The sequence below is a fragment of the Pseudomonas sp. B21-059 genome, assembly GCF_026016285.1.
GTDB lineage: Bacteria > Pseudomonadota > Gammaproteobacteria > Pseudomonadales > Pseudomonadaceae > Aquipseudomonas > Aquipseudomonas danubii.
Genome location: NZ_CP087201.1, coordinates 1,757,796 through 1,782,136, shown reverse-complemented (window position 1 = coordinate 1,782,136; position 24,341 = coordinate 1,757,796). Strand labels below are relative to the sequence as shown.

26 protein-coding genes are annotated in these 24,341 nt (G+C 62.2%); 15 read left to right on the top strand and 11 right to left on the bottom strand.

Annotation, left to right across the window (positions count from 1 at the left end):
• Nucleotides 1-698: 698 nt before the first annotated feature.
• Both LOY69_RS08050 and LOY69_RS08045 read left to right on the top strand, forming a co-directional pair.
• Nucleotides 699-836: a hypothetical protein gene (locus tag LOY69_RS08050; RefSeq protein ID WP_162884115.1), complete on the top strand. Its 138-nt coding sequence runs from the start codon at nt 699-701 to the stop codon at nt 834-836.
• Nucleotides 837-899: 63 nt separating this feature from the next.
• Nucleotides 900-1,865 (top strand): leucyl aminopeptidase, encoded by a 966-nt coding sequence (locus LOY69_RS08045; protein ID WP_110595143.1) that lies wholly within the window; start codon nt 900-902, stop codon nt 1,863-1,865.
• 155 nt (nt 1,866-2,020) lie between these two features.
• On the opposite strand, the gene rluB is transcribed toward LOY69_RS08045, so the two are convergent.
• The 5 genes from rluB to LOY69_RS08020 all read right to left on the bottom strand — a co-directional run bounded on the left by rluB (nt 2,021) and on the right by LOY69_RS08020 (nt 6,813).
• The gene (gene rluB, locus LOY69_RS08040; protein WP_265074365.1) at nt 2,021-3,211 is read right to left on the bottom strand and encodes a 23S rRNA pseudouridine(2605) synthase RluB; all 1,191 of its coding nucleotides are present in this window, start codon (nt 3,209-3,211) and stop codon (nt 2,021-2,023) included.
• Nucleotides 3,212-3,470: 259 nt separating this feature from the next.
• Entirely contained in the window at nt 3,471-4,478 is a 1,008-nt protein-coding gene (gene scpB / locus LOY69_RS08035) for an SMC-Scp complex subunit ScpB (protein WP_265074364.1), read from the bottom strand.
• Between the two features lie 12 nt (nt 4,479-4,490).
• Nucleotides 4,491-5,189 carry a segregation and condensation protein A gene (locus LOY69_RS08030; protein WP_170001339.1) on the bottom strand — a complete coding sequence of 233 codons (699 nt, stop codon included), beginning with the start codon at nt 5,187-5,189 and terminating at the stop codon, nt 4,491-4,493.
• 120 nt (nt 5,190-5,309) lie between these two features.
• Nucleotides 5,310-5,939: an L-threonylcarbamoyladenylate synthase gene (locus LOY69_RS08025; protein WP_102864113.1), complete on the bottom strand. Its 630-nt coding sequence runs from the start codon at nt 5,937-5,939 to the stop codon at nt 5,310-5,312.
• Nucleotides 5,940-5,952: 13 nt separating this feature from the next.
• Nucleotides 5,953-6,813 carry a PHP domain-containing protein gene (locus LOY69_RS08020; protein WP_102864067.1) on the bottom strand — a complete coding sequence of 287 codons (861 nt, stop codon included), beginning with the start codon at nt 6,811-6,813 and terminating at the stop codon, nt 5,953-5,955.
• An 87-nt stretch (nt 6,814-6,900) separates the two neighbouring features.
• On the opposite strand from LOY69_RS08020, the gene LOY69_RS08015 reads away from it, so the two are divergent.
• The 6 genes from LOY69_RS08015 to LOY69_RS07990 all read left to right on the top strand — a co-directional run bounded on the left by LOY69_RS08015 (nt 6,901) and on the right by LOY69_RS07990 (nt 10,993).
• Nucleotides 6,901-7,497: a septation protein A gene (locus LOY69_RS08015; protein ID WP_102864068.1), complete on the top strand. Its 597-nt coding sequence runs from the start codon at nt 6,901-6,903 to the stop codon at nt 7,495-7,497.
• Nucleotide 7,498: 1 nt separating this feature from the next.
• The gene (locus LOY69_RS08010) at nt 7,499-7,798 is read left to right on the top strand and encodes a YciI family protein (RefSeq protein WP_102864069.1); all 300 of its coding nucleotides are present in this window, start codon (nt 7,499-7,501) and stop codon (nt 7,796-7,798) included.
• Nucleotides 7,799-7,908: 110 nt separating this feature from the next.
• Nucleotides 7,909-8,319, top strand: a complete 411-nt coding sequence (locus LOY69_RS08005) for a translation initiation factor 2 (RefSeq protein WP_102864070.1) — start codon at nt 7,909-7,911, stop codon at nt 8,317-8,319.
• Between the two features lie 7 nt (nt 8,320-8,326).
• Entirely contained in the window at nt 8,327-9,004 is a 678-nt protein-coding gene (locus LOY69_RS08000; protein ID WP_102878830.1) for a response regulator transcription factor, read from the top strand.
• Nucleotides 9,005-9,147: 143 nt separating this feature from the next.
• Nucleotides 9,148-9,585 carry a Spy/CpxP family protein refolding chaperone gene (locus LOY69_RS07995; protein WP_102864072.1) on the top strand — a complete coding sequence of 146 codons (438 nt, stop codon included), beginning with the start codon at nt 9,148-9,150 and terminating at the stop codon, nt 9,583-9,585.
• Between the two features lie 67 nt (nt 9,586-9,652).
• Complete coding sequence (locus LOY69_RS07990; protein WP_265074363.1) at nt 9,653-10,993, top strand: sensor histidine kinase; 1,341 nt, start codon at nt 9,653-9,655, stop codon at nt 10,991-10,993.
• An 81-nt stretch (nt 10,994-11,074) separates the two neighbouring features.
• On the opposite strand, the gene LOY69_RS07985 is transcribed toward LOY69_RS07990, so the two are convergent.
• Complete coding sequence (locus LOY69_RS07985; RefSeq protein WP_102864074.1) at nt 11,075-11,641, bottom strand: nitroreductase family protein; 567 nt, start codon at nt 11,639-11,641, stop codon at nt 11,075-11,077.
• A gap of 122 nt (nt 11,642-11,763) precedes the next feature.
• Between LOY69_RS07985 and LOY69_RS07980 the strand changes: the two genes are divergently transcribed.
• The gene (locus LOY69_RS07980; protein ID WP_102864075.1) at nt 11,764-13,218 is read left to right on the top strand and encodes a TrkH family potassium uptake protein; all 1,455 of its coding nucleotides are present in this window, start codon (nt 11,764-11,766) and stop codon (nt 13,216-13,218) included.
• Here the strand turns inward: LOY69_RS07980 and LOY69_RS07975 are convergent.
• The gene (locus LOY69_RS07975; RefSeq protein ID WP_265074362.1) at nt 13,175-14,236 is read right to left on the bottom strand and encodes an AraC family transcriptional regulator; all 1,062 of its coding nucleotides are present in this window, start codon (nt 14,234-14,236) and stop codon (nt 13,175-13,177) included. The genes LOY69_RS07980 and LOY69_RS07975 overlap by 44 nt on opposite strands.
• Nucleotides 14,237-14,394: 158 nt before the next feature.
• Between LOY69_RS07975 and LOY69_RS07970 the strand changes: the two genes are divergently transcribed.
• Complete coding sequence (locus LOY69_RS07970) at nt 14,395-14,706, top strand: DUF962 domain-containing protein (RefSeq protein WP_102878828.1); 312 nt, start codon at nt 14,395-14,397, stop codon at nt 14,704-14,706.
• A 140-nt stretch (nt 14,707-14,846) separates the two neighbouring features.
• On the opposite strand, the gene LOY69_RS07965 is transcribed toward LOY69_RS07970, so the two are convergent.
• Nucleotides 14,847-15,668 carry a UDP-2,3-diacylglucosamine diphosphatase gene (locus LOY69_RS07965; protein WP_110595139.1) on the bottom strand — a complete coding sequence of 274 codons (822 nt, stop codon included), beginning with the start codon at nt 15,666-15,668 and terminating at the stop codon, nt 14,847-14,849.
• A gap of 132 nt (nt 15,669-15,800) precedes the next feature.
• On the opposite strand from LOY69_RS07965, the gene LOY69_RS07960 reads away from it, so the two are divergent.
• Nucleotides 15,801-16,610: a helix-turn-helix transcriptional regulator gene (locus LOY69_RS07960; RefSeq protein WP_265074361.1), complete on the top strand. Its 810-nt coding sequence runs from the start codon at nt 15,801-15,803 to the stop codon at nt 16,608-16,610.
• A gap of 229 nt (nt 16,611-16,839) precedes the next feature.
• On the top strand, nt 16,840-17,733 hold the full coding sequence (locus tag LOY69_RS07955; protein WP_265074360.1) for a DMT family transporter: 894 nt from the start codon (nt 16,840-16,842) through the stop codon (nt 17,731-17,733).
• Here LOY69_RS07955 and LOY69_RS07950 read toward each other — a convergent pair.
• A complete protein-coding gene (locus tag LOY69_RS07950; RefSeq protein WP_102864080.1) occupies nt 17,727-18,014 on the bottom strand; it encodes a SelT/SelW/SelH family protein in 288 nt (95 codons plus the stop codon). The genes LOY69_RS07955 and LOY69_RS07950 overlap by 7 nt on opposite strands.
• Before the next feature lie 72 nt (nt 18,015-18,086).
• On the opposite strand from LOY69_RS07950, the gene LOY69_RS07945 reads away from it, so the two are divergent.
• Nucleotides 18,087-20,276, top strand: a complete 2,190-nt coding sequence (locus LOY69_RS07945; RefSeq protein WP_102864081.1) for a patatin-like phospholipase family protein — start codon at nt 18,087-18,089, stop codon at nt 20,274-20,276.
• A gap of 96 nt (nt 20,277-20,372) precedes the next feature.
• On the opposite strand, the gene LOY69_RS07940 is transcribed toward LOY69_RS07945, so the two are convergent.
• Both LOY69_RS07940 and recQ read right to left on the bottom strand, forming a co-directional pair.
• Nucleotides 20,373-20,807: a MarR family transcriptional regulator gene (locus tag LOY69_RS07940; protein WP_102864082.1), complete on the bottom strand. Its 435-nt coding sequence runs from the start codon at nt 20,805-20,807 to the stop codon at nt 20,373-20,375.
• Nucleotides 20,808-20,926: 119 nt separating this feature from the next.
• A complete protein-coding gene (recQ, locus tag LOY69_RS07935) occupies nt 20,927-23,053 on the bottom strand; it encodes a DNA helicase RecQ (RefSeq protein ID WP_102878823.1) in 2,127 nt (708 codons plus the stop codon).
• Nucleotides 23,054-23,327: 274 nt separating this feature from the next.
• Here recQ and LOY69_RS07930 point away from each other — a divergent pair, with 274 nt between their 5' ends.
• The gene (locus tag LOY69_RS07930; RefSeq protein WP_102864084.1) at nt 23,328-23,915 is read left to right on the top strand and encodes a YecA family protein; all 588 of its coding nucleotides are present in this window, start codon (nt 23,328-23,330) and stop codon (nt 23,913-23,915) included.
• Between the two features lie 10 nt (nt 23,916-23,925).
• On the top strand, nt 23,926-24,321 hold the full coding sequence (locus LOY69_RS07925; RefSeq protein ID WP_265074359.1) for a YbaN family protein: 396 nt from the start codon (nt 23,926-23,928) through the stop codon (nt 24,319-24,321).
• Nucleotides 24,322-24,341 lie beyond the last annotated feature (20 nt).

Below are 24,341 nucleotides of genomic sequence, written 5' to 3'. Positions count from 1 at the left end.
TGACCCCCTGCCGCCAGACACCGCTGTATCAGCGTGCCGGTAACCGGGATCCTGAGGGGCCTGCTCGATGCTCGGCATCGGCGGCGCAAAGTTGGACGGACCGAGTGGGGTCGTCGATGAAGGTGCGATGACCATCGCCCTTCGAAGGGTGTCGGTGAAAGTCGGTTACGGCGTTCATTGCGCCTCCTTCTTGTTATGCACCTGTACGCAGGCAGGTGTGCATCTCACCTGCCTTGGCGCCCTGGAACAAGCGGGCCAGAGCTCTGGCGAGCGGATTAACCGATGCCCGGCGGCAGCTTTTCCTTACAGCGTCCGGACCTTGGCCGATTCAGGGCGAAACACGGAGGATTTCGTAATACTTTCTTTACAGTGCGTAACGTGAATTTGCCAAACCAGATCAACCAGCGCGGCGACTGCAAATTGACGCGCACGCCATCCCACATCGGAAAAAGCCTTAGCTTTTTGTTTTCAGGTGATAAATTTCCGCCCTTAAAATAGAAAATAAAGTTCAGTAGAAAATAATCTAATTATTTTTTTGCACTTCAAAATCCCCTGAACTAGGTTTCCAGCCACTTGCCGGATGCCTCATCCGACAAGTACGAGGAGTGGATAAGCAGCCCTCGCAACCATCCCGTTCGCCGCTGTTGATCCGTTCCGCCAATGGACTGCTGTGCCCTATGTCATCTAGGAGAGTCACCATGCAAACACTGGAACAAGACCTGGAAACCGAACTGCAACTGGACGATTGGTTCGAAGCGGCAACCCACGATGCGGCCGTGGAAATGATGCAGGCCGAGGCGGTGGTGCCGTTCGGCACGGCGATGTGGCCGATGTAAGGCGCCCGGACCGGAGCAGGCCTCGCGCCTGCCCCGGTCACCTTTGTCCTCCAGGGAGGTTTTATGGACCAGACCCGCGCCATCCGCCATTTCCTGTACTACCTCGAACGCCATCCGGCCTTGAGCGGTGCCCAAGCATTGAATGTGGTGATCGGCCATACCGCCGACTACCAGGCCATGGCCAACGCCATCATCGAACAATCGCGCCAGGCCACACCCCTGACTGTCAGCGCCCTGCGCCTGGACCTGGAGCCGGCCGAACGCCTCGCCCAGGCGATCATCGACTGTGACCTGTACATCTTCTTCTACGACTCCTCGACCCTGCCCCAGCCACGCCCCGATGGCCCGGAATTCCTCCGCCCCCTGCATGGCCTGATGGCCGAACACTGGAAGAAGTCCCTGCTGTTCAAGGATTACGGCGACTATTTCTACGACACCTTCAGCGTCGAGCCACAACGTATCGCCGACCTCAACGCCACTTTGATCCGGCGCCTGTCCCACGCCAGCACCCTGAGCTTCAGCGATCCCCAGGGCTCGTATTTCGAGGCGCCCCTGAACAGCGTGAAGAAGTGGACCGACATCAACGGCGTGGGCAATTACGACCTGGCACCGGGTGAGATCGCCACCCACAGCGATGCAATCAATGGCCATGTGAAATTCCTCGGCACCTTCCTCAGCACCATCCCCTTTGCTCGCAAATACGGGGTGCTGCAGACTCCGCTGGAGCTGTGGATCGAGAACTCCAGCATCCGCCAGGTCGCCACCCAGGTGCCCGGACTGGCCAATGACTTCAACAAGTACCTGGACGCCAACCCGTCGAACCGACGCATCGAAGAGCTGGGGATCGGCACCAACGAAGGCATCAAGTCCTTGTACGGACGCAACTCCGGCTTTGAAGAGCGTCATTGCGGCCTGCATCTGGGGCTGGGAGGTGGAGCCAAGGGCAGCCACCACCTGGACCTGATCTTCAGCGCCGGCGTGCTGACGGTGGACAACAAACCAGTGTTCGACGGCCAGTTCGCCTTTTAACCCTCCTTGATGCAGGAACCGACTTGCCGGCTAAGGCGATCATGAGCCTTGCCCAAGGCTTGAGAGCCTATTCGCTGGCAAGCCGGCTCCTACAAAACACCGGGCAAAAAAAACGCCAACCCGAAGGTTGGCGTTTTTTGTCTGCGGGCCGAGGCTTATTCCGGCTTGCGACGACCGAAGCCAGGACGCTGGCCGCTACCGGCCGGGGCGCCACGGCGCTTGCCGGACGGTGCGTCCTTGTCCAGCACCAGGCTTGGGCGCTTGGACTTCGGTGCCGGCTTGGCTGGACGCTTGGTGTCCGCCGGACGCTCGGCTACTGGAGTACCACGGCCGCTTGTCGGACGCGGTGCACGTGGCGCGCGCTCGCCATCCTGACGGGCCGCCGGCTTGCGCCCTGGACGCTCGCCTTCGATCTGCGGCTCGCGGGACACCCGCGGATTGGCCGGTGCGCCATTGGCCGGACGCAGGGTGCGTACACGCTCGCTTTTGCCTACCGGACGCGAGGATTTACGCTGCATGCGCTCCAGCTTGTCCTTGGACTTGGCGTTGAGCTGTGGCAGCGCCACCGGCGTCAGGCCGACTTCGGCGCTGAGCACGTCGACTTCGTACTGGCTCATTTCGCGCCAGCGCCCCATGGGCAGGTCGGAGTTGAGGAACACCGGGCCGAAACGCACGCGCTTCAGTCGGCTCACCACCAGGCCCTGGGACTCCCACAAGCGACGCACTTCACGGTTGCGGCCTTCCATCACCACACAGTGGTACCAGTGGTTGAAACCTTCGCCACCGGGCGCCTGCTGGATATCGGTGAACTTGGCCGGGCCGTCTTCGAGCATGACGCCCGCCTTCAGGCGCTCGATCATCTCGTCGTCGACTTCACCACGCACACGCACTGCGTACTCGCGGTCCATTTCGTAGGACGGGTGCATCAGGCGGTTGGCCAGCTCACCGTCGGTGGTGAACATCAGCAAGCCGGTGGTGTTGATGTCCAGGCGGCCGATGTTGATCCAGCGGCCCTCCCGCGGACGCGGCAGCTTGTCGAACACGGTCGGACGGCCTTCCGGGTCGTCACGGGTGCAGATCTCGCCGTCGGGCTTGTTGTACATGATCACGCGGCGCACCGATTCGGCGGCCTCTTCGCGCTTGATCACCTTGCCATCGATGGAAATGGCGTCATGCAGGTCGACGCGCAGGCCCAGGGTGGCCTCTTTGCCGTTGACCTTGATCCGGCCCTGGCTGATCCAGGACTCGACGTCGCGGCGCGAGCCGACGCCAATGCGGGCGAGGACTTTCTGCAGCTTCTCGCCGGCTGGACGGATTTCCTGGTCGTTCTGATCGTTATCGCTCATCTGGGCACCTCCCGGTGTATCGCTTCAGGCTAGAGCGGCCTGAAGACGTGAAAACAGGTTCTCTGGCGAAGGGATCGCCAAAGGGGGGCAAATCATACGCTCATGGCGGCAGTTGCGCATCACAGACTAGTTGATAAGTCGCCGCCCAGGCTTTTTTCCGCCCACCGGCGCCCCTTCTGCACAAGCCGGCTTGCCGGCGAACAGGCCCACACGCCTTGCACCCAACCGGCCGACACCTTCACTGGCCAGCCAGCTACGGTCAGTCGTCCAGCAGACGGCGTTCGTTTTCGATCGCTTCGGCCAGGGCCAGGGCTTCGGCCTCTTCTTCACTCAAGTCGGGTGCCGAAGGCTCCAGGGCCGCAACGGCAGCCAGCAACTTGGCTCGGGCCTCGGCAACGCCCAGTACATCGTCCTCGGCGTCAAGCAGCGGCTCCTCTTCGGGCTCGACCGCAAGTTCATCGGTGTCATCAGAGTTGTCATCAGCGACGGCTGCCTCGGTTTGCCCCTCAGGCTGATCGAACACCGGCTCCGGGTTCTCTGGCTCAACCGCGCCATCACGATGCAGGTCGTCGAAGTCGGTCTTGATTCCCTCCTCCATGGAGTCCAGCTCCAGCAGCAGGCTATGGAAGCTGGTTTCTTCCTTGGGTTCCTCAGGCTCGGCGCTGGCATCGGCCAACTGCTGCAGGTGCTCGGGCACCGGCGCATCGTCGAACTCCAGCACCGGCTCGGCCTCGATCTCCCGCAACTCGGCCAGGGGCGGCAGGTCATCGAGGTTCTTCAGGTTGAAATGGTCGAGAAACGCCTTGGTGGTGGCGAACATCGCCGGTTTGCCCGGCACATCGCGGTAACCCACCACCCGAATCCACTCGCGTTCGAGCAGGGTCTTGACGATGTTGCTGTTGACCGCCACGCCGCGCACATCCTCGATCTCGCCCCGGGTAATCGGCTGGCGGTAGGCAATCAGGGCCATGGTCTCCAGCAGGGCACGGGAGTAACGCTGGGGCCGCTCTTCCCACAGGCGGCCGACCCAGGGCGCGAACTTTTCACGGATCTGCAGGCGATAGCCGGAAGCCACTTCCTTTAGCTCGAAAGCCCGCCCTTCGCAGGATTTTCCCAGCAGGGTCAGGGCCTTCTTGAAGACGGCCGGGTCCGGTCGCTCGGCTTCTTCGAAGAGCTCGAACAGGCGCTCCAGGGACTGGGGTTTTCCCGAGGCCAACAGAAAGGCTTCGAGCAGGGGCGCCAGCTCGCGGGGTTCATTCAAATTCATGATTTAAGCTCGTTATTCGGCTCGCGCCCGTACGTGGATGGCCGCAAAGGGCTCATTCTGCACCAGCTCGACCAGGGATTCCTTGACCAGTTCGAGGATCGCCATAAAGGTCACCACCACCCCCAGGCGTCCCTCTTCTGCGGTGAACAGCTCGACAAAGGGCACGAAGCCACCGCCTTTGAGCCGCTCCAGCACATCACTCATGCGTTCGCGAGTGGACAAGGCCTCGCGGCTGACCTGATGGCTTTCGAACATGTCACCACGGCGCAGCACCTCGGCCATGGACATCAGCAACTCTTCCAGGGCCACATCCGGCAGCAGCTTGCGCGCCCGGGCCTCAGGAGCATCGAGCTTGGGCACCACCACGTCGCGGCCGACCCGGCTCAGGCCGTCGATGCCTTCGGCAGCCGCCTTGAAGCGTTCGTACTCCTGCAGGCGGCGAATCAACTCGGCCCGGGGATCATCCTCTTCTTCCTCGATCTCAGCAGAGCGCGGCAGCAGCATCCGCGATTTGATCTCGGCCAGCATCGCCGCCATCACCAGGTACTCGGCGGCCAGCTCCAGGCGCACCGACTGCATCAACTCCACATAGCCCATGTACTGGCGGGTGATTTCCGCCACCGGGATGTCGAGGATGTTGATGTTCTGTTTGCGGATCAGGTACAGCAGCAGGTCCAACGGGCCTTCAAAGGCTTCGAGGAAGACCTCCAAGGCATCCGGGGGGATGTACAGGTCCAGGGGCATTTCCATGACCGCCTGGCCGTAGACCATGGCGAATGGCAGCTCCTGTTGGGCGCCGGCCTGCTCGTCGACGGTTTCCAGTACGGACATCTAGGCCTCGGCCATGAACGGCGCAGGGTCGCCGCAACCGACGCGAATCACTTCCGGTTCACCATCGGCCAGGCTGATCACCGTGGAGGACTCGGTGCTGCCAAAGCCGCCGTCGATGATCAGGTCCACCTGATGCTCCAGTAGCTGGCGCATTTCATAGGGGTCGCTCAGAGCCTCGGTATCGCCGGGCATGATCAGGCTGACGCTCATCAGTGGCTCACCCAGCTCGGCCAGCAGCGCCAGGGCAATAGGATTGCTCGGCACCCGCAGGCCGATGGTGCGGCGCTTGGGGTGCAGCAGCAGGCGCGGGACTTCCCGGGTGGCATTGAGAATGAAGGTGTAAGGCCCCGGCACATGGGCCTTGAGCAGGCGGAAAGTGCCGGTATCGATCTTGGCGAACAGCCCCAACTGCGACAGGTCACTGCAGATCAGCGCAAAGTTGTGCTTGTCGTCCAGTTGACGCAAGCGCCGCACTCGTTCGATCGCGCCCTTGTCACCCATCTGGCAGGCAACGGCGTAGGACGAATCCGTGGGATAAATCACCACGCCACCGCCGCGAATGATCTCGACGGCCTGTTTGATCAGACGTGGCTGTGGGTTTTCCGGGTGGATCTGGAAAAATTGACTCACTGTCTCTACCTGTTCAGGCGGCAATAATTGGCTCATGTTTGAACCGACACCAAAGTGGCGGCAGGTCCTCCGGAACCGGACGATACTCGCCGATCTCGGACCAGCCTCCTGGGCCATGAAAGTCACTGCCAGCGCTGACCAGCAGTCCGAATTCACGAGCAAGGATAGCCAAACTGCCCACTTGCTCTGCAGGTTGGTGGCCATTGACTACTTCGATTGCATGGCCGCCGGCTTGAATATAGTCGGCAATCAAGCGGCGGCGCTTGCTGCGGGTGAAATCGTAATGCCAGGGATGGGCCAGACTGACCCAGGCCCCCGCCTCGCGAAGGGTGCCGACGGTGTCTTCCAGTGTCGGCCAATGCTGTTTGACGTCCCCCAGCTTTCCCGCCCCCAGCCATTTGCGAAAAGCTTCGGCACGATCCTTCACAAAACCGGCACGTACCAGATAGTCGGCAAAGTGCGGCCGCGCCGGGGCATTGCCACTGTCCCCCAACTCCTGCTGGATCGCCCTGGCGCCTTCCAGCGCCCCGGGCATGCCCTTGAGGGCCAGCTTGCGGCTGATCTCCTCGGAGCGCAGCCAGCGCCCCTCGTGCAGTTTGTCGATGGCCGCCACCAGAGCCGGGGCCTGGGTGTCGAATCCGTAGCCCAGCACATGAATAGTGGCGCCGCCCCAGGTGCAGGACAGCTCGACGCCGTTGACCAACTGCATGCCCAGTTGCGCCGCTGCCTGACGGGCCTCCGCCAGGCCTTCGAGGGTGTCGTGGTCGGTCAAGGACAGGATTCGCACGCCTCTCTCGTACGCACGCGCAACCAGGACCGCAGGCGCCAGGGCGCCGTCGGAGGCCGTGCTATGGCAGTGCAAATCAACATTCACAGGACGATAAAACCTCAAGTCAGCTGGCGCTTTCGCTACCAAGGATGTTTGTTATTATGCCGCCACATCCTGCTTCTGGCTGCCACTGTGAAACAATTCATCGACTTCATCCCGCTGTTCCTGTTTTTCATCGTCTACAAAATCGATCCCCGGATCGTCGACCTTGCCGGTCACGAAGTCAGCGTGGGCGGTATCTACAGCGCCACCGCAGTACTGATCATCAGCTCCCTGGTGGTTTACGGCGCACTGTTCATTTCCCAGCGCAAACTGGAAAAAAGCCAATGGCTGACCCTGATTGCCTGCCTGGTCTTTGGCAGCCTGACCCTGGCCTTCCATAGCGAAACCTTCCTTAAATGGAAGGCGCCGGTGGTCAACTGGCTATTCGCCCTGGCCTTTGCCGGCAGCCACTTCATCGGCGATCGCCTGTTGATCAAGCGCATCATGGGCCATGCCCTGACCTTGCCGGACCCGGTGTGGACCCGCCTGAACATCGCCTGGATCGCCTTCTTCCTGTTCTGCGGCGCCGCCAACCTGTTCGTCGCCTTCACCTTCCAGAGCATCTGGGTCGACTTCAAGGTCTTCGGCAGCCTGGGCATGACTGTATTGTTCCTGGTGGGCCAGGGCGTCTACCTGTCGCGCCACCTGCATGACGCTGATCCCACTACCCCGAAAACCGAGGACTGACATGCTTTACGCAATCATTGCCACAGACGTCGCCAACTCCCTGGAAAAACGTCTGGCCAACCGGCCGGCGCACCTGGAACGGCTGCAAGTGCTCAAGGACCAAGGGCGTGTGGTGCTGGCCGGCCCACACCCGGCGATCGACAGCAATGACCCTGGCGCCGCCGGCTTCACCGGCAGCCTGATCGTCGCCGAGTTCGACTCCCTGAGCGCCGCCCAAGCCTGGGCCGACGCCGACCCCTTCGTGACCTCCGGCGTCTATGCCCATGTGCAGGTCAAGCCGTTCAGGCAATCGATGCCGTAAATCCTCCCTGACGCGATGAACCTTCACGGTTCATCGCGTTCTCAATCGCTCATTATTCTCGTTTGACGGCCGACAACCTGCCCAACACTCGATTGGAATCAGGAGTTTCGATGCGCCAAGGTCCGCTGTGCCTGCTGTTGGTCATGTTGTCGATCGGGGCTCCGGCCCTTGCCGAGGAAACCCAGGAAACCGGCCATTCCACGCCGCTGTCCCTGAGCGCCGGCAGTCAGATCACCGAGTTGCAGCAACGCTTGAAAGAAAGCGAACGCCTGCGTGAAGAGCTGAGCAAACAACTGCAGAGTGCCGATGCCGAACGGGAAAGCCCGCAGCTGACCCGCTTGCGCCAGGAGAACCAGCGCCTCAAGCTGCAACTCAAAGAGGCCCAGGCCAACCCGGCGCCACGCCTGCTGACCGACCAGCAGCAATGGTTCGTCACCGGCGGCGGCGTGGCCCTCATCGCCCTGCTCTGCGGTATCTTTGCCAGTGGCGGACATCGCAAGCGTCGACAATGGCTAAATTGAGTGATTCATGAGCGACCTGTTACTGATTGATGACGACCAGGAGCTGTGCGAGCTCCTGAGCAGCTGGCTCGGCCAGGAAGGCTTTCAAGTGCGGGCCTGCCACGATGGCCTGAGTGCACGCCGGGCCTTGTCGGAAATGGCCCCGGCTGCCGTAGTCCTGGACGTGATGCTGCCCGACGGCAGCGGCCTGGAGCTGCTCAAGCAACTGCGCAACGACCACCCCGACCTGCCGGTACTGATGCTCTCGGCCCGTGGCGAGCCCCTGGACCGTATCCTTGGCCTGGAACTGGGCGCCGACGACTATCTGGCCAAGCCTTGCGACCCTCGCGAACTCACCGCCCGCTTGCGCGCCGTGCTGCGCCGCAGCCACCCGGTGGCAGCCTCCAGCCAGATGGAGCTGGGCGATCTGTGCTTCAGCCCAGTGCGCGGCGTGGTCAACATCGACGATCAGGACATCGCCCTGACCGTTTCCGAAAGTCGCCTGCTGGAAGCCCTGCTCAAGCAGCCTGGCGAGCCCCTGGACAAGCAGGAGCTGGCGCAGATCGCCCTGGGCCGAAAACTGACCCTCTATGACCGCAGCCTGGACATGCACGTCAGCAACCTGCGCAAGAAGATCGGCCCCCACCCCGACGGCCGCCCACGAATCGTCGCCCTGCGCAGCCGCGGTTATTACTACAGCCTGTGATTGCAATGTGCCCTGACGCATTTGTCAGGGCCCGGAAATACCTTCTTTACCCAAGCTTTACCCTCCGCTGACTGCCGCTGACCTTGATCTGGGTAACCTGAACTCATCCGGAACTTACCGGGAATGAGACAAGGAGACACACCATGCGCAAGACCCTGATCGCCCTGATGTTCGCCGCCGCCCTGCCAACCGTGGCCATGGCCATGCCTGAAGGCAACGGCCCGATGGGTCCGATGGACGGCCCTCGGCACAGCGAACACATGCGCGGCAAAGGCCCCTTCAGCGAACTGGACCTGAGCCGTGAACAGCGTCAGCAGATCGGCAAACTGATGGGCGAGCAAATGCACGACCGCAAGGCCGTGGTGGAAAAGTACCTGGAGAAACTCTCGCCGGCCGACCAGAAAGCCATGAAGGATGAACTGGCCGCCAAACAGCAGAAAACCCAGGCCGACATCCGCGCCCTGCTCAAGCCCGAACAACAGAAAGAGTTCGACGCCATCGTCAAGAAACAAGAGGAACGTCGCGCCGAATGGGCCCAGTTCAAGGCCTGGAAAGCGCAACAACCGCAAAAAGCGCAATAATGCGTTAGCGTTCACCCTAATAGCCCAGTGGCCTCCCCCACTGGGCTTTCGCGTTCGAGGAGTTCCTGTGCGTTCATTGTTCTGGCGCATCCTGGCCAGTTTCTGGCTGGCCATCACCCTGGTTGCAGGACTGTCGATCCTGCTTGGGCACATGCTCAACCAGGACGCCTGGATTCTCAGCCGCCATCCGGGGCTCAACAGCCTCACCGCGCAGTGGACGCAAACCTACGAGACCCAGGGCGAAGACGCCGCCCAGGACATCCTCCAGCAGCGCAAGCGCCAGTACCACATCGATGTTCAGGTACTCAACGAGAGCGGCGACCCGGTGGTACGCGGGACTTTCCCGCGCCGCGCGGCTGCCTTCGAAGCCCGGCAGAACAACGATGACCGCCACCTGCCCTGGCGCCGCCTGACAGCGGAATACACCAGCCCGACCACCGGCGACACCTACCTGTTCATCTACCGCATCCCCCATCCGGAACTGGATGCCTGGCATCGCGACAGCCTGACCTGGCCCCTCAGCGCCCTGGCCATTGCCCTGGTGGTGCTGACCCTGTTCAGCCTGCTGGTGACCCTGTCCATCACCCGCCCCTTGAGCCGCCTGCGCGGCGCGGTACACGACCTGGGCCAGGCCACCTATCAGCAGAACAGCCTGGCGCGCCTGGCCAATCGCCGTGACGAGTTCGGCGTGCTGGCCCGAGACTTCAACCGCATGGGTTCACGCCTGCAGAGCCTGATCGGCAGCCAGCGCCAACTGCTCAGGGATGTCTCCCACGAACTGCGTTCGCCCCTGGCGCGCCTGCGTATTGCCCTGGCACTGGCGGAGCGCGCCGCCCCCGAAGAACGGGAGAGACTCTGGCCACGCCTGACACGGGAATGTGATCGTCTGGAGGCGCTGATCAGCGAGATCCTGGTGCTGGCTCGGGTCGATGCGGACAACGCCAGCGCCGAAGAGGTCGACCTCAACGCCTTGTTGCAGGCCCTGCAAAAAGACGCGCAACTGGCCTGTCCCGAGCAGCAGGTCCAGATCACTGCCCAAACGCAGCTGAGCCTGCGGGGCTGGCCGACCATGCTTGAACGGGCGGTGGACAACCTGCTGCGCAACGCCCAGCGCTTCAATCCTGCCGGGCAACCGATCGAAGTCACGGCCCTGCGCCAGGGCGAGAAGATCCAGATCAGCGTGCGCGACCATGGTCCTGGCGTGGATGCCGAGCACTTGCGACAACTGGGAGAGCCGTTCTTCCGCGCCCCAGGGCAGAGTGCTCCAGGCCATGGCCTGGGGCTGGCCATCGCCCGCCGCGCAGCGGAACGCCACGGCGGCAGCCTGATACTGGGCAACCATCCCCTGGGCGGATTCATCGCCACGCTGGAGCTGCCCCTGGTCCCGGGAGCCGTGGTGCAGGCCTGAATGCAACGCGGGCAAGCCGCTGCTGCGAGGTTCGACAGCAGCGGGCTTGCCCGCAAGGTACTCAGCTTTCGAAGGGGATAATCAGGCCCTGGCGGTCCAGGCGCTGACGAACTCGGCGGTGTCGACTTTCGGTGCGACCCGCGGTTCGTTCAGCGGCGTGCCCAGGTAAAGGAAGGCGATGATCTCTTCGCCGTCCGCCAGGCCCAGTCCCTTGGCCACATGGGGCGAATAGGACAACTCGCCCGTGCGCCATACCGCGCCGATACCCTGGGCATAGGCTGCCAGCAAAATACCGTGGGCTGCACAGCCCGCCGCCAGCAATTGCTCGGACTTGGGCACCTTGAAATGCTCCTGCAGCCGTGCCACGACCACGACCACCAGCGGTGCACGCAGCGGCATGGCCCGAGCCTTGTCCAACGCGGCCTGAGTCACTTCGCCGCCTTGCAGTTGTACCGCTTCGACCAGCAGTTCGCCCAACTGGTCACGGGCTTCGCCTTCAACGGTGAGAAAGCGCCAAGGGCGCAGTTGCCCGTGATCCGGCGCCCGCAAGGCGGCAGCGAACAGTGCTTCGCGTTGCTGCGCCGTGGGGGCTGGCTCCACCAAGCGCGGCACGGAAACACGGTTGAGCAAAGCGTCGAGAGCCTCCATCGGCCACCTCCTGAAAAAAATGTCCGGCTATTCTAGCGGTATCTGCCGGCCGGGTGCCGGTTTACATGCCCTGCACCGCAGGTAGAATGGGCGCCCTTCTCATACCAGCCCGAGCGGAACACATGGCGTTGCCGACCTTAAGGATCATTGGTTTCATTATCGGCATCTTCCTCATCACCCTGGCCATCGCCATGGTGGTGCCGATGGCGACACTGGTGATCTTCGAACGCACCGGCGACCTGCCGTCCTTCCTCTGGGCCAGCATGATCACCTTCATCGCCGGCCTGGCTCTGGTGATTCCTGGCCGTCCCGAACACATTCACCTGCGCCCCCGGGACATGTACCTGCTGACGGTCTCCAGCTGGGTGGTGGTGTGTATCTTCGCCGCCCTGCCGTTCCTGCTGACCCAGCACATCAGTTACACCGACTCGTTCTTTGAAAGCATGTCCGGCATCACCGCCACCGGCGCCACCGTGCTCAGCGGCCTGGACAGCATGTCCCCGGGCATCCTGATCTGGCGCTCGATGCTGCACTGGCTGGGAGGCATCGGCTTTATCGGCATGGCGGTGGCGATCCTGCCGTTGCTGCGCATCGGTGGCATGCGCCTGTTCCAGACCGAATCTTCGGACCGCTCGGAAAAGGTCATGCCGCGCTCGCACATGGTGGCGCGCCTGATTGTCGCCACCTACGTGGGCATCACCATCTTCGGCAGCCTGGCCTTCTGGTGGGCCGGGATGAACATCTTCGATGCCATCAACCACGCCATGTCGGCGATCTCCACTGGGGGCTTCTCTACCTCTGACCAATCCCTGGCCAACTGGCAGCAACCGGCGGTGCACTGGGTGGCGGTGGTGGTGATGATCCTCGGCAGCCTGCCCTTCGCCCTCTATGTGGCAACCCTGCGGGGCAACCGCAAAGCGTTGATCAAGGATCAGCAGGTCCAGGGCTTGCTGGGCATGCTCCTGGTCACCTGGCTGGTGCTCGGCACCTGGTACTGGTGGACCACCAACCTGCACTGGCTGGAGGCCTTGCGTCACGTAGCACTGAACGTGACCTCGGTGGTCACCACCACCGGGTTTGCCTTGGGTGACTACAGCCTGTGGGGCAACTTCTCACTGATGCTGTTCTTTTACCTGGGGTTCGTCGGCGGGTGTTCGGGGTCCACGGCGGGCGGGATCAAGATCTTCCGCTTCCAGGTCGCCTACATCCTGCTCAAGGCCAACCTCAATCAGCTGATCCACCCCCGGGCGGTGATCAAGCAGAAGTACAACGGCCATCGCCTGGACGAGGAAATCGTCCGCTCGATCCTGACCTTCTCGTTCTTCTTCGCGATCACCATCTGCATGATCGCCCTCGCCCTGTCGCTGCTGGGCCTGGACTGGATGACCGCCCTGACCGGCGCCGCCAGCACCGTATCCGGGGTGGGCCCGGGCCTGGGAGAAACCATCGGCCCGGCGGGCAACTTCTCCACCCTGCCCGACGCTGCCAAGTGGATCCTGTCCCTGGGCATGCTCCTGGGCCGGCTGGAAATCATCACGGTGTTCGTGCTGTGCATTCCGGCGTTCTGGCGTCATTGATCGAGCCCGGCAGCGCCAGCAACCGCGCCCGGTACTCTCCGGGCGTGACATCGAACCAGCGACGAAACGCCCGGAAAAAATTGCTCGGATCGGCAAACCCCAACAGGTAGGCAATTTCCAGCAAGGTCATGCGCGGCTGCGCCAGGTACTGTTCGGCCAGCTCGCGGCGGGTGTCATCGAGCAGGGTCTGGAAGCTGGTGCCCTCCTCCTGCAAGCGGCGTTGCAACGTACGCTGGGACAAGTGCAGGGTCTGCGCCACCATCTCGCGCTTGGGCTCGCCCTGCGGCAGCAGACGGCACAGCACTTGTCGCGCCTTGTGGGTCACCCGGCTCTCGGAGAAACGTGCCAGGTATTCGCCGGCGAAACGATCGTGCAACAAGGCCATGGCCTCGTTGGCAGTCGGCAGTGGTGCTTCCATGTCGGCCCGCTCGAAAATCAGCGCATCAAAAGGCGCAGCGAACACCAGCGGCGCATGAAACATGTCCTTGTAAGGCTGCACATCCTGCGGTTGCGGCCCTTGCAACAGCACTTTGCGCGGCTGCAGGGCGCGCCCCGTCAACCAGCCACACAAGGCCAGGGCGCAAGCCAGCGAGGCTTCGGAGCTTTGCCGGGTAGGGGGCAGATGATCGCCATGCACCGTCAGAATCAGCGCATAACCCTCAGGTAAAAGACGGAAACTCAGGTCAGCACTTTCGGCAATGATCCGTTGATAACGCACCAGGCGCTGAAAACCCTCTGCCAGGGTGCGACTCGACATCAGCGCATAACCGGCCACATGAAAGGACGCCGGGCGAACCAACTTGCCCATGTTCAAGCCAATCGCCGGGTTGCCGGACAACTCGACCGCACGCTGCCAGAGCCGTGTCATCGAGTCCTGGGTGAAACGTGCGTCGGGGTCGTCGAGGGCGCCATAGTCGAGCCCTAACTGCAGGAACAAAGCGCGGCAATCCAGGCCGTCCATCTCCAGGGCCTTGACTATTCCCAAGGCCCAGCTTGCAGAAGTCGTTCGTTCGCTCATGAGGGTTTCTTACATGATGAGCCGCATGCTACGGCCAATTTCACAAGGATACTAAAGTGGCGCCTATTGTCACTGGCCAGCGCTGCCAAGGACTCTAGACTCAAATAAGCTCCCCGCAGAACATCCGCTCACGAACAACAAGCACAGAGATCGCGGCCATGGAAAACATCCGACAGTTCAACAGCTTCGCCGAGTTCTACCCCTATTACCTGAGTGAGCACAGCAACAGCACCTGCCGTCGCCTGCACTTCATCGGCACCAGCCTGGTGATCTTCCTCCTGGCCTTTGCCATCGGCAAAGGCGCCTGGCTGCTACTGCTGGCCTTGCCGGTTGCCGGCTATGGCTTTGCCTGGATCGGGCATTTCTTCTTCGAGAAAAATCGCCCGGCCACCTTCCAGCATCCGCTGTACAGCCTGCTGGGGGACTTCGTCATGTACCGCGACATGATTCTCGGCAAGGTCCCCTTCTAGGCCCGGCCGGACAGCAAACCGTCCCCTACAGCCACTGTGGTGACGGGACGCAGGCATAGACTCCAGCCCCGAGCGTCGCTGTACAAGGCGGCGATGGAAACAGGCCAGCCCCACCTGAAGCCTGATCGACAAGCCATCGCTCAGGCCGGCTCCGCCATCTTCATGCGCTCGGCCTTGAGCTGGGCTTCCCGGGCCTGGGCCTCGGCCAGGCGATAGAGTTCGATGCTGCCGTCCCAGTGCTCGATCAGGGCTGTGCAGGACTCCACCCAATCGCCGCAATTGAGGTAATCCACCTCGCCCACCTTACGGATCTCGGCATGGTGAATGTGGCCACAGACCACCCCGTGCAACTCACGCTTGACGCACTCGTGGGCAATGGCCTCCTCGAAGTCGCTGATGAAGCTCACCGCAGTCTTGACCTTGTGCTTGAGGTAGGCCGACAGCGACCAGTAACCGTAGCCATAGCGCGCCCGCCAATGATTGAGCCAACGATTGAGGGTCAGGGTGAACTCGTAGGCCGAGTCGCCGAGAAAGGCCAGCCAGCGGTGATATCGCGTAATGACGTCGAACTGGTCACCGTGGATCACCAGCAGATGGCGGCCGTCAGCCGTGACGTGCACGGCTTCGTCCACCAGTTGGATGTTGCCCAGGATCAGCTTGGAGTAACGGCGCAGGAACTCATCGTGATTGCCGGTGACGTAGATCACCTCGGTGCCGCGCTTGCTCATGGTCAGCAAGCGGCGGATCACGTTGGTATGGGCCTGGGGCCAGTACATGCCGCCCCGCAGTTTCCAGCCATCGATGATGTCGCCAACCAGATAGATACGGTCGGCCTGATACCCCTTGAGAAACTGCGCCAGGTGTTCCGCCTGACAATCCCGGGTGCCCAGATGCACATCGGAAATCCATAAGGTCCGTACCCGTTGCTTGCGGCTGGGCTTGGCGAGTTCGGCATGGGTCATGGACGCTCTCCGGGATTTTTTGCGAGCTTGCGCCGCAGCGATTAATAGCCCATGACAAAAATGCGGCAGTGCGATGACAACGCGAGCCCTCCGACCGCCGGTGTACACTGGCCGCCTGCCAAGGAGACCGTGATGGGATCTATCCTCACCCTGCGCCACTACACCCACGACCTGATCGCCCACAGCCACGAGCATGCGCAACTGGTGTTCGGCCTGCGTGGCCAGCTCCAGTTCGAAGTCGAAGGCCAGGGCAGCCAAGTGCAGCAGCAGAGCTTCGTGGTGGTACCGGCCGGCGCCCGGCATGTCTGCGGCAGCCCCAGCGGAAGCCATTGCCTGGTGTTGGACATACCTGGTGAACGCTGGGTGCAACAGTCTTTGGGCGAACATGCCGAGGCCAGCCGACGTTTGCTCGATGCGCCCCGACATCAGGTCTTGGGGCCGAGCCAGAGCCGCCTGGTCAACTGGCTGGCGGACAGCCCGGTGGACGACCCCTTGATTGCCCAACAAGGCGCTGTCCTGCTGCTGGCCAGCCTCAACCATTGCGCCGACAACCAGCCTGGCGAGCGCCGCCTGCCCTATGCCGCCCTGAATGCCCATATCGATCGTCACGCCGCCCACCCCTTACAGGTGGCCGACCTGGCCCGCATCGCCGGGCTGTCCGCTGCCCGTCTGCACGCACGGTTCATCGCCGAGTGCGGGGCCAGCCCCATGGAATACGTACGACGCCGGCGCCTGCACATGGCCCTGGAACTGTTGCGCGGATCAGCCTTGCCCATGGGCGAAATCGCCAGCCGCGTGGGTTACAGCTCCCAGAGTGCCTTTGCCGCAGCGATACTGCGGCAGTACGGCCACTCGCCGCGCCAACTGCGCCAAGGGGCAGACGCTAGTCCCTCGACAAAAAACGCCAGGATCGCGACAGACCAACAGGTCGCCCGCCCCTAGACTGAGCTCATTGCCGCCTAGGCTCTGTACGAAAAGTGTTGAGACGAAGGTCAGGCAAGGCGAAAACAGTCGAGGAACGGCCGGGGTCGCGTTCGACTTTACGGGTTGTAAATGAGCATTCCGATCGGACTCGCGCACGAGACCGTTTTCGACGCAGCATCACCGAGTATCAAGGCTTTTTGTACAAAGCCTAAGGCCATTACTGCCCGTCTTGTGGCTAAGGATAGAGATGACTCCGCGTACCGCCCTTGGCGCCCTGCATATCGGCGCCCTGATGTTCGGCCTGACCGGTGTATTCGGTAAGCTCGCCGCCGCTTCGCCCGCGGTCATCGTCTTCGGCCGCGCAGCCTTTGCCGTACTCGCCCTGGGCGTCTTTGCCCGGCTGGCCAGCAATACCCCCTGGCAGAAACTGGCCGCCACCGATGGGCGGCGCCTGCTGCTCAGCGGCCTGCTGCTGGCCGGCCACTGGGTGAGTTTCTTCGTCGCGGTAAAAGTTGCCGGGGTGGCCATTGCCACCCTGGGCTTCGCCAGCTTCCCGGCCTTTACGGTGATTCTCGAAGGCCTGATCTTCCGCGAGCGAATCCGCTTTAACGAGACTCTGCTGGTGATCCTCGTGAGCATCGGCCTGGTGCTGGTGACCCCGGACTTCGATCTGGCCAGCCAGGCCACCACCGGTTTGCTCTGGGCCGTGGGGTCGGGCCTGCTGTTTGCCCTGCTGTCCTTGAACAACCGCGCCAGCTCCGGACGTATTCCTGCGGTGCAGGCGGCCCTCTGCCAGAACGTGGTGGTAGCCCTATGCCTGTTACCGGTGGCGGCACCGGAGCTTGGCCAGGTCCGGGCCATGGACTGGCTGTGGATCAGTCTGCTGGGAATCTTCTGCACCGGCCTGGCCCACAGCCTGTTTGTCGCCAGCCTGGCAGTGATCAAGGCACGCACCGCGGCAGTGGTCTTCGCCCTGGAGCCGGTCTACGGGATTACCGTGGCCTGGCTGCTGTTCGGCGAGAATCCGACGCTGCGCATGCTGATGGGCGGAGCCTTGATCATCGTTGCCATCGTGGTTTCAAGTCGCCTGTCGATGGGCTCAGCCAGCAAGGCAGCCACGGCTGAAGCCGGCTCTCACTGAGTACGATCGTTGTGGCCCAGGTTGCGCTCCGGATCGATCTGGTCGCGCACCCGTTGCTTGAGTACCTTGGCCTCGGGAAAACCGCCATCGGCCTTGCGCTCCCAGATCTGCACGCCATCGCAGGAAATGCGGAACGTGCCACCAGTAGCAGGCTCCAGAGACACTTTGCCCAAGTCATCGCTGAACGTGCTCAGCAACTCCTGGGCCAGCCAGGCGGCTCGCAACAGCCACTGGCATTGGGTGCAATAGGTGATGACCACTTCGGGTTTACGTTCAGTCATGGTACGGCCGACTCCTGAGTTCAAGGGCGTCGCTATAATAGCCGGCTTTATCGTCCGTCCCCGAGAACCACGATGCGCCGCCTGCTGTCCTGCCTGTTCCTCTGCCTGCTGCCCCTGCTCGCTCAATCCAGTGAAGCGCCGCGACCGAAAATCGGTCTGGTGCTGTCCGGAGGCGCTGCCCGTGGCATGGCGCATATCGGCGTACTCAAGGCCCTGGAAGAGCAAGGCATCCGCATCGACGCGATTGCCGGCACCAGCATGGGCGCGGTGATCGGCGGGCTCTATGCCTCGGGCTACAAGATCGACGAACTGGAAAAACTGGCCCTGAACATCGACTGGAGGCAAGCGCTGTCCGACGCTCCGCCCCGGGAAGACGTGCCCTTCCGGCGCAAGCAGGACGATCGGGATTTCCTGGTCAAACAGAAACTCAGCTTCCGTGACGACGGTAGCCTGGGCCTGCCACTGGGGGTGATCCAGGGCCAGAACCTGGCGTTACTGCTGGAGAGCAAGCTGGCGCACGCCAGCGATACCCGGGATTTCGACAAGCTGCCCATACCCTTCCGGGCCGTGGCCACCGACATCGCCAGCGGCGAAAAGGTGGTGTTCCGCAAGGGCCACCTGCCCCAGGTGATCCGCGCCAGCATGTCGATTCCGGCAGTGTTTGCGCCGGTGGAGCTCGATGGCCGGCTACTGGTGGACGGCGGCATGACCGACAACATTCCCCTGGACGTCGCCCGGGACATGGGGGTCGACATCGCCATTGTGGTGGACATCGGCACGCCGCTGCGCTCGCGCAAGCAACTCAACACCGTGGTCGACGTGCTCAACCAGTCCATTACCCTGATGACCCGGCGCAATTCCGAGGAACAATTGGCGACGCTGCACAAGGACGACGTGCTGATCCAGCCGTCGTTGTCGAGCTTCGGCGTCACCGACTTCGGTCGAGCCCAGGAGGTGATCGACGCCGGTTATCGCGCCACCCGTATCCTCGACGCCCGCCTGGCGCGCTTGCGTGCGACCCAACCACAGGATGCGCAACTGGCCGCCGCGCGCCTGCCCAGCCAGCGCACGCCGATCATCAGCGCAATCAAGGTGGAGAACGACTCCAAGGTCAGCGATGAGGTCATTCGCTACTACATCCGCCAACACATCGGCGAACCCCTGGACCTGGGCCGCCTGGAAACCGACATGGGCACCCTGTACGGCCTGGACTTCTTCGAACAGGTGCAATACCGCGTGGTGCACAAAGGCCAGGACAACACCCTGGTGATCAGCGCGCGGGGCAAGCGCAGCGGCACTGACTACTTGCGCCTGGGCCTGAACCTGTCCGATGACATGCGCGGCGACAGCGCCTTCAACATCGGCGCCAGCTATCGCATGAACGGTATCAACAGCCTCGGTGCAGAATGGCTGACCCGGGTACAGATCGGCGACCGGCAGGAAATCTATAGCGAGTTCTATCAACCCTTGGATGCCGGTTCACGCTATTTCATTGCGCCGTTTATCGCTGCCCAAGCGCAGAATGTCGAGGCGGTGCTGGATAACGATCCGATCGCCGAATACCGCCTGGAACGCTACGGCCTGGGCCTGAATCTGGGGCGGCAGATCGGCAACAGCGGCGAAGTGCGTTTCGGTGTGGGCGAGGCCTGGGGCAAGGCCGATGTGCGGATCGGCGATCACGACCTGCCCAGCGAGAACTTCAATGAGGGTTATTACCAGCTGCAGTACTCCTTCGACTCCCTGGACAACGTCTACTTCCCCCACTCCGGTGAAGACATCGGCCTGACCCTGCGCCAGTTCGAACCGAGCCTGGGTTCGGACAATCGCTACCGCCAGTGGGAGTTCAAGCTCGACAAGGCCTTGAGCAGCGGCCCCAATACCTTCGTACTGGGAGGGCGCTATGGCCGAACCCTGGACAATGCCGATGTCGTGACCTCCAGTTTCCTCCTGGGGGGCGCACGACAGTTGTCCGGCTTCCGTCAGGACGCCCTGTCCGGGCAGAACATCACCCTGGCCCGCGCCGTGTACTTTCGCCGACTCACACCACGCTCCTACCTGCCACTGGATTTCCCGCTCTACCTGGGCGGCTCACTGGAACGCGGGCGGGTGTGGAACAACGACAACGCCTTCGACAGCGGCTACATCAATGCCGCGAGCATCTTCCTGGGCTTCGACACCCCGCTGGGCCCATTGAACTTCAGCTACGGCTTCAACGACGACAACCAGAAGGCCCTGTCGCTGAACCTTGGCCAAACCTTCTGACAGGCGCACAAATGCCGCACCGGACGGCGCAATCAGCAGGATTCAAGGGAAGCGAAAATAGGACGAACCGGGGTCAGGCAACCCCGGCTGAAGGCATCAGGATTTTTCCAGATTAGCCAGGATGCGCCCATGAACGCGCATGCAGACCCGCAGGTCTTCGTCGTCGACGCCAATGAACAATTCATGGCGCAAGGCAGTGGCGATGGTCTCGATCTGCTCGATCAAGGGCCGCGCGGAAGGACAGAGGACGATCTTCTTCGCCCGGCGATCTTCCACCACCGATTGGCGCTGGACCAGGCCCTGGGTTTCCAGGCTATCCAGCAGCCGAGCCAGGGTTGGCCCTTCTACGCCAACGCTTTGCGCCAGCTCACGCTGGGTTGGCGCGTCTTCAAAACGGGCCAGGTGCAGCAGCACCAGCCAGCGGGCCTGGGACAGGCCAAGCCCGGCCAGGCGGCGGTCCAGTTCGGCACGCCAGCCGCGAGACATATGCGCCAGCTGCATACCAAAACGGTGTTCATCGGTTAACGGCATAAAACACTCATGATCAGACTGAAAATAAAGAAAAACTAATTATTAGTCAGCTAAGCATGACCCTTGCCAGGAGGCAAGGCCTCTAAGGGACTGAATCGTTACAACATTGACGCACCCCTTCACATTTCAAACTCCGACTGCAGCGCGGCACGCACGCAGTACAAAACACCTTCGGGGACTCGTCCGGCAAACACTTGGCTGATCTCGACCACGGGCGGTAGTTCGCCCTCACCGTCGAGGAAAGCGTCCTGGATTTCCCCCAGCAAGTCTTCTGGAAGATCCAGCGCCTGCTCCAGGGACAGTTGCTGCTTGCCAATGGCTTCAGCCAGCAAGGTGTAGACGTTCTTTTCCGTGCACTGCAGTTGCCCGGCGATCTGCACCGGGGTCATCCCGGCACGGGCCAAGGTAATCAGCTCGTGGCGGATATCGGCGACCACCTTCGGCGCCTCGACACCGCCCCCCAGCACTTCGAGGAACGCCGCGCCATAACGCTCCAGCTTGCGCGCACCGACACCACTGACCTCGGCCATTTCCGCCATGGAGCCGGGCTGGCTGCGAAGCATCTCCAACAAGGTTGAGTCGGGGAAAATGACATAGGGCGGCACCCCATGTTCTTCCGCCAGCTTGCGCCGCAGGGCTCGCAGCGCCTCCCATTGCTCGCGCTCCTCGCCCCGTACCAGTTGGCTGGCCTGGCTGGTGCTGCTCTTGGGAGTGCTTTGCGGCTTGAGATCGCGTCGCAGCTCCAGGGTTACCTCGCCCTTGAGCAAGGGCCGGCACGTGTCGCTCAGACGCAGACCGCCATAACCTTCAAGGTCGATGTCCGCCAGCCCGCGAGCCACCAGTTGGCGAAACAGAGAGCGCCATTCGCCTTCGCTACGGGCCTTGCCGACCCCGAACACCGACAAGTGCTGATGACCGAAGCTGCGGACCTTTTCGGTGTCCTTACCCAGCAACACGTCCACCAAGTGACCGACACCATAACGCTGACCAGTACGATAGATGGCCGACAGTGCCTGGCGCGCCGGCTCGGTGGCGTCCCAGGTTTGCACGCCATCGACGCAGTTGTCGCAATGGCCACAAGGCTGGGGCATGTCCTCATCGAAATAGGCGAGCAATGTCTGGCGCCGGCAACGGGTTTCCTCGCACAGGGCCAGCATCGCATCGAGCTTGTGCTGTTCAAGACGCTTGTGGCGTTCGTCGCCTTCGGAGTTCTGCAGCATCTGCTTGAGCATCAGCACATCTTGCAGTCCGTAGGCCATCCAGGCGTCCGCTGGCAGGCCGTCACGGCCGGCACGACCGGTCTCCTGGTAGTACGCCTCCAGGGACTTGGGCAGGTCCATGTGGGCCACAAACCGCACGTTGGGTTTGTCGATGCCCATGCCGAAGGCAATGGTCGCCACCATGATCAGGCCTTCCTCGTTGAGGAAACGTTTCTGGTGATAGGCGCGCAACTCGTTGGGCAGGCCAGCGTGATACGGCAGCGCGGTAAAGCCCTGTTCACAGAGGAAGGCCGCCACTTCGTCAACCTTCTTGCGCGACAGGCAATAGACGATCCCGGCATCGCTGCGCCGCTCGTTGAGGAAGGCCTGCAACTGCTTGCGCGGCTGTTCCTTGGGCACGATGCGATAGAAGATGTTCGGTCGGTCGAAGCTGGAAAGAAAACGCTCGGCGTCCTGCAAGTGCAGGCGATTGACGATCTCTTCCCGGGTACGCTTGTCGGCGGTGGCGGTCAGGGCAATGCGCGGCACGTTCGGGAACATTTCCGCCAACTGCCCCAACTGCAGGTATTCAGGACGGAAGTCATGCCCCCACTGGGACACGCAGTGAGCTTCGTCAATGGCGAACAGAGCAATATCGAGGTTCTGCAGGAACGCCAGCATACGTGGCTGAACCAGGCGCTCCGGTGCCAGGTAGAGCATTTTCACCTCGCCGCGACGAATACGCGCCGCCAGGTCACGCTGCTGCTCGGCGCTCAAGGTCGAGTTCAAGGCGGCGGCCGCAACACCGAGTTCCTCAAGGGTGGCCACCTGATCGTCCATCAACGCGATCAAAGGCGAGACCACCACCGCCAGGCCTTCGCGAAGCAGGGCCGGAACCTGGAAGCACAGCGACTTGCCACCGCCGGTGGGCATCAGTACCAAGGCATCACCGCCGCTGGCAACGCGCTCAATGATCGCACCTTGGCGACCACGGAAACTGTCGTAGCCGAAGATGTCCTTGAGGACGCGTTGAGCCTGTTCGAGCATGAAAAACTCCAAAAATCGCCGATTTCCCTGGATGCAGACTGGCCGAAAAGTCGGCGTGGTTCACCGACAAATGCGTTAGCGGACTTGTCCGCACTTGCCGTCGGGCCTGCAGGGCATCACAAAACGCGCGAGTATACCCGAGCCCTTCCCGGCAGAGGGCGCCGACAATGGACCGCTGGTAACCTTTAGAACCGCTCAAATCTGCCCCGTGGCTGGCTTGAGCGCTCAAGAAAGCCTAGAATTCAGCATCGTTTATTCCCCAAGGTAGCCGTCAATGTCCTTCGCTGAGCAACTAACCCGCCTGCAAGTCTTCCTCGACGCAGATGATCTGCACGACGAGGCGCTGGACTACGTGGCCGCTCACGGCTACTTGACCGCGCTGTCGATCTGCTCGGAAAGCGTTCCCGACCGTGAATGGATCGACGCCCTGTTCGCCGAAGAGCCGCATTACAGCGACGACGCCGAACGCGAAGCCATCGAATCCACGCTACTGGCCCTCAAGGCGCACATCGCGCGCCAACTGGCCTCCGATGAAGAGTTCGAGCTGCCTTGCGAACTCGATCTGGGCGACGACCCGGACGACTCCGACCTGCGCGGCTGGTGCATCGGTTTCATGGAAGGCGTGTTCCTGCGTGAAGCAGCCTGGTTCGAAACCGCAGAGGAAGAAGTCAGCGAGATGCTGCTGCCGATCATGGTGGGTTCCGGCCTGTTCGACGAGCAGCCGGAATTCTCCGACATCGCCAGCGATGCCAACCTGATGGACGACATGATCGTGCAGATCCCCGAAGCACTTACCGCGCTGTACCTGCTGTGCAACGCACCCGACGAAAAACCGGCGCTGCTCAAGCCTCGCCACCACTGAGTCGGCGCCTATGGCCAAGCCCATAGGCCAACGCCCCCTGGTGTTGCGTTACGTTCTGCTGGCCATCGGCTGGCTGAGCGTAGCGCTGGGGGTACTCGGCATCTTCCTTCCGGTATTGCCCACCACCCCTTTCCTACTGCTGGCGGCCGCCTGTTTCGCCCGTAGCTCTCCACGCTTCTACCAATGGCTGGTGCAACACCCGCGCCTGGGTCCGTGGATCCGCGACTACCTGGATGGCAATGGCATTCCGCTCAAGGGCAAGGTGTATGCGATCAGCCTGATGTGGCTGAGCATTGGGCTCTCGTGCTACCTGGTGCCACTGCCCTGGGCACGAGGTTTCATGCTGACCAGCGCGGTGCTGGTCAGCATTTACATCCTGCGCCAGAAAACCTTGCGGCGCCCTTGAGCAGCCCCAGCAGCCGCTGC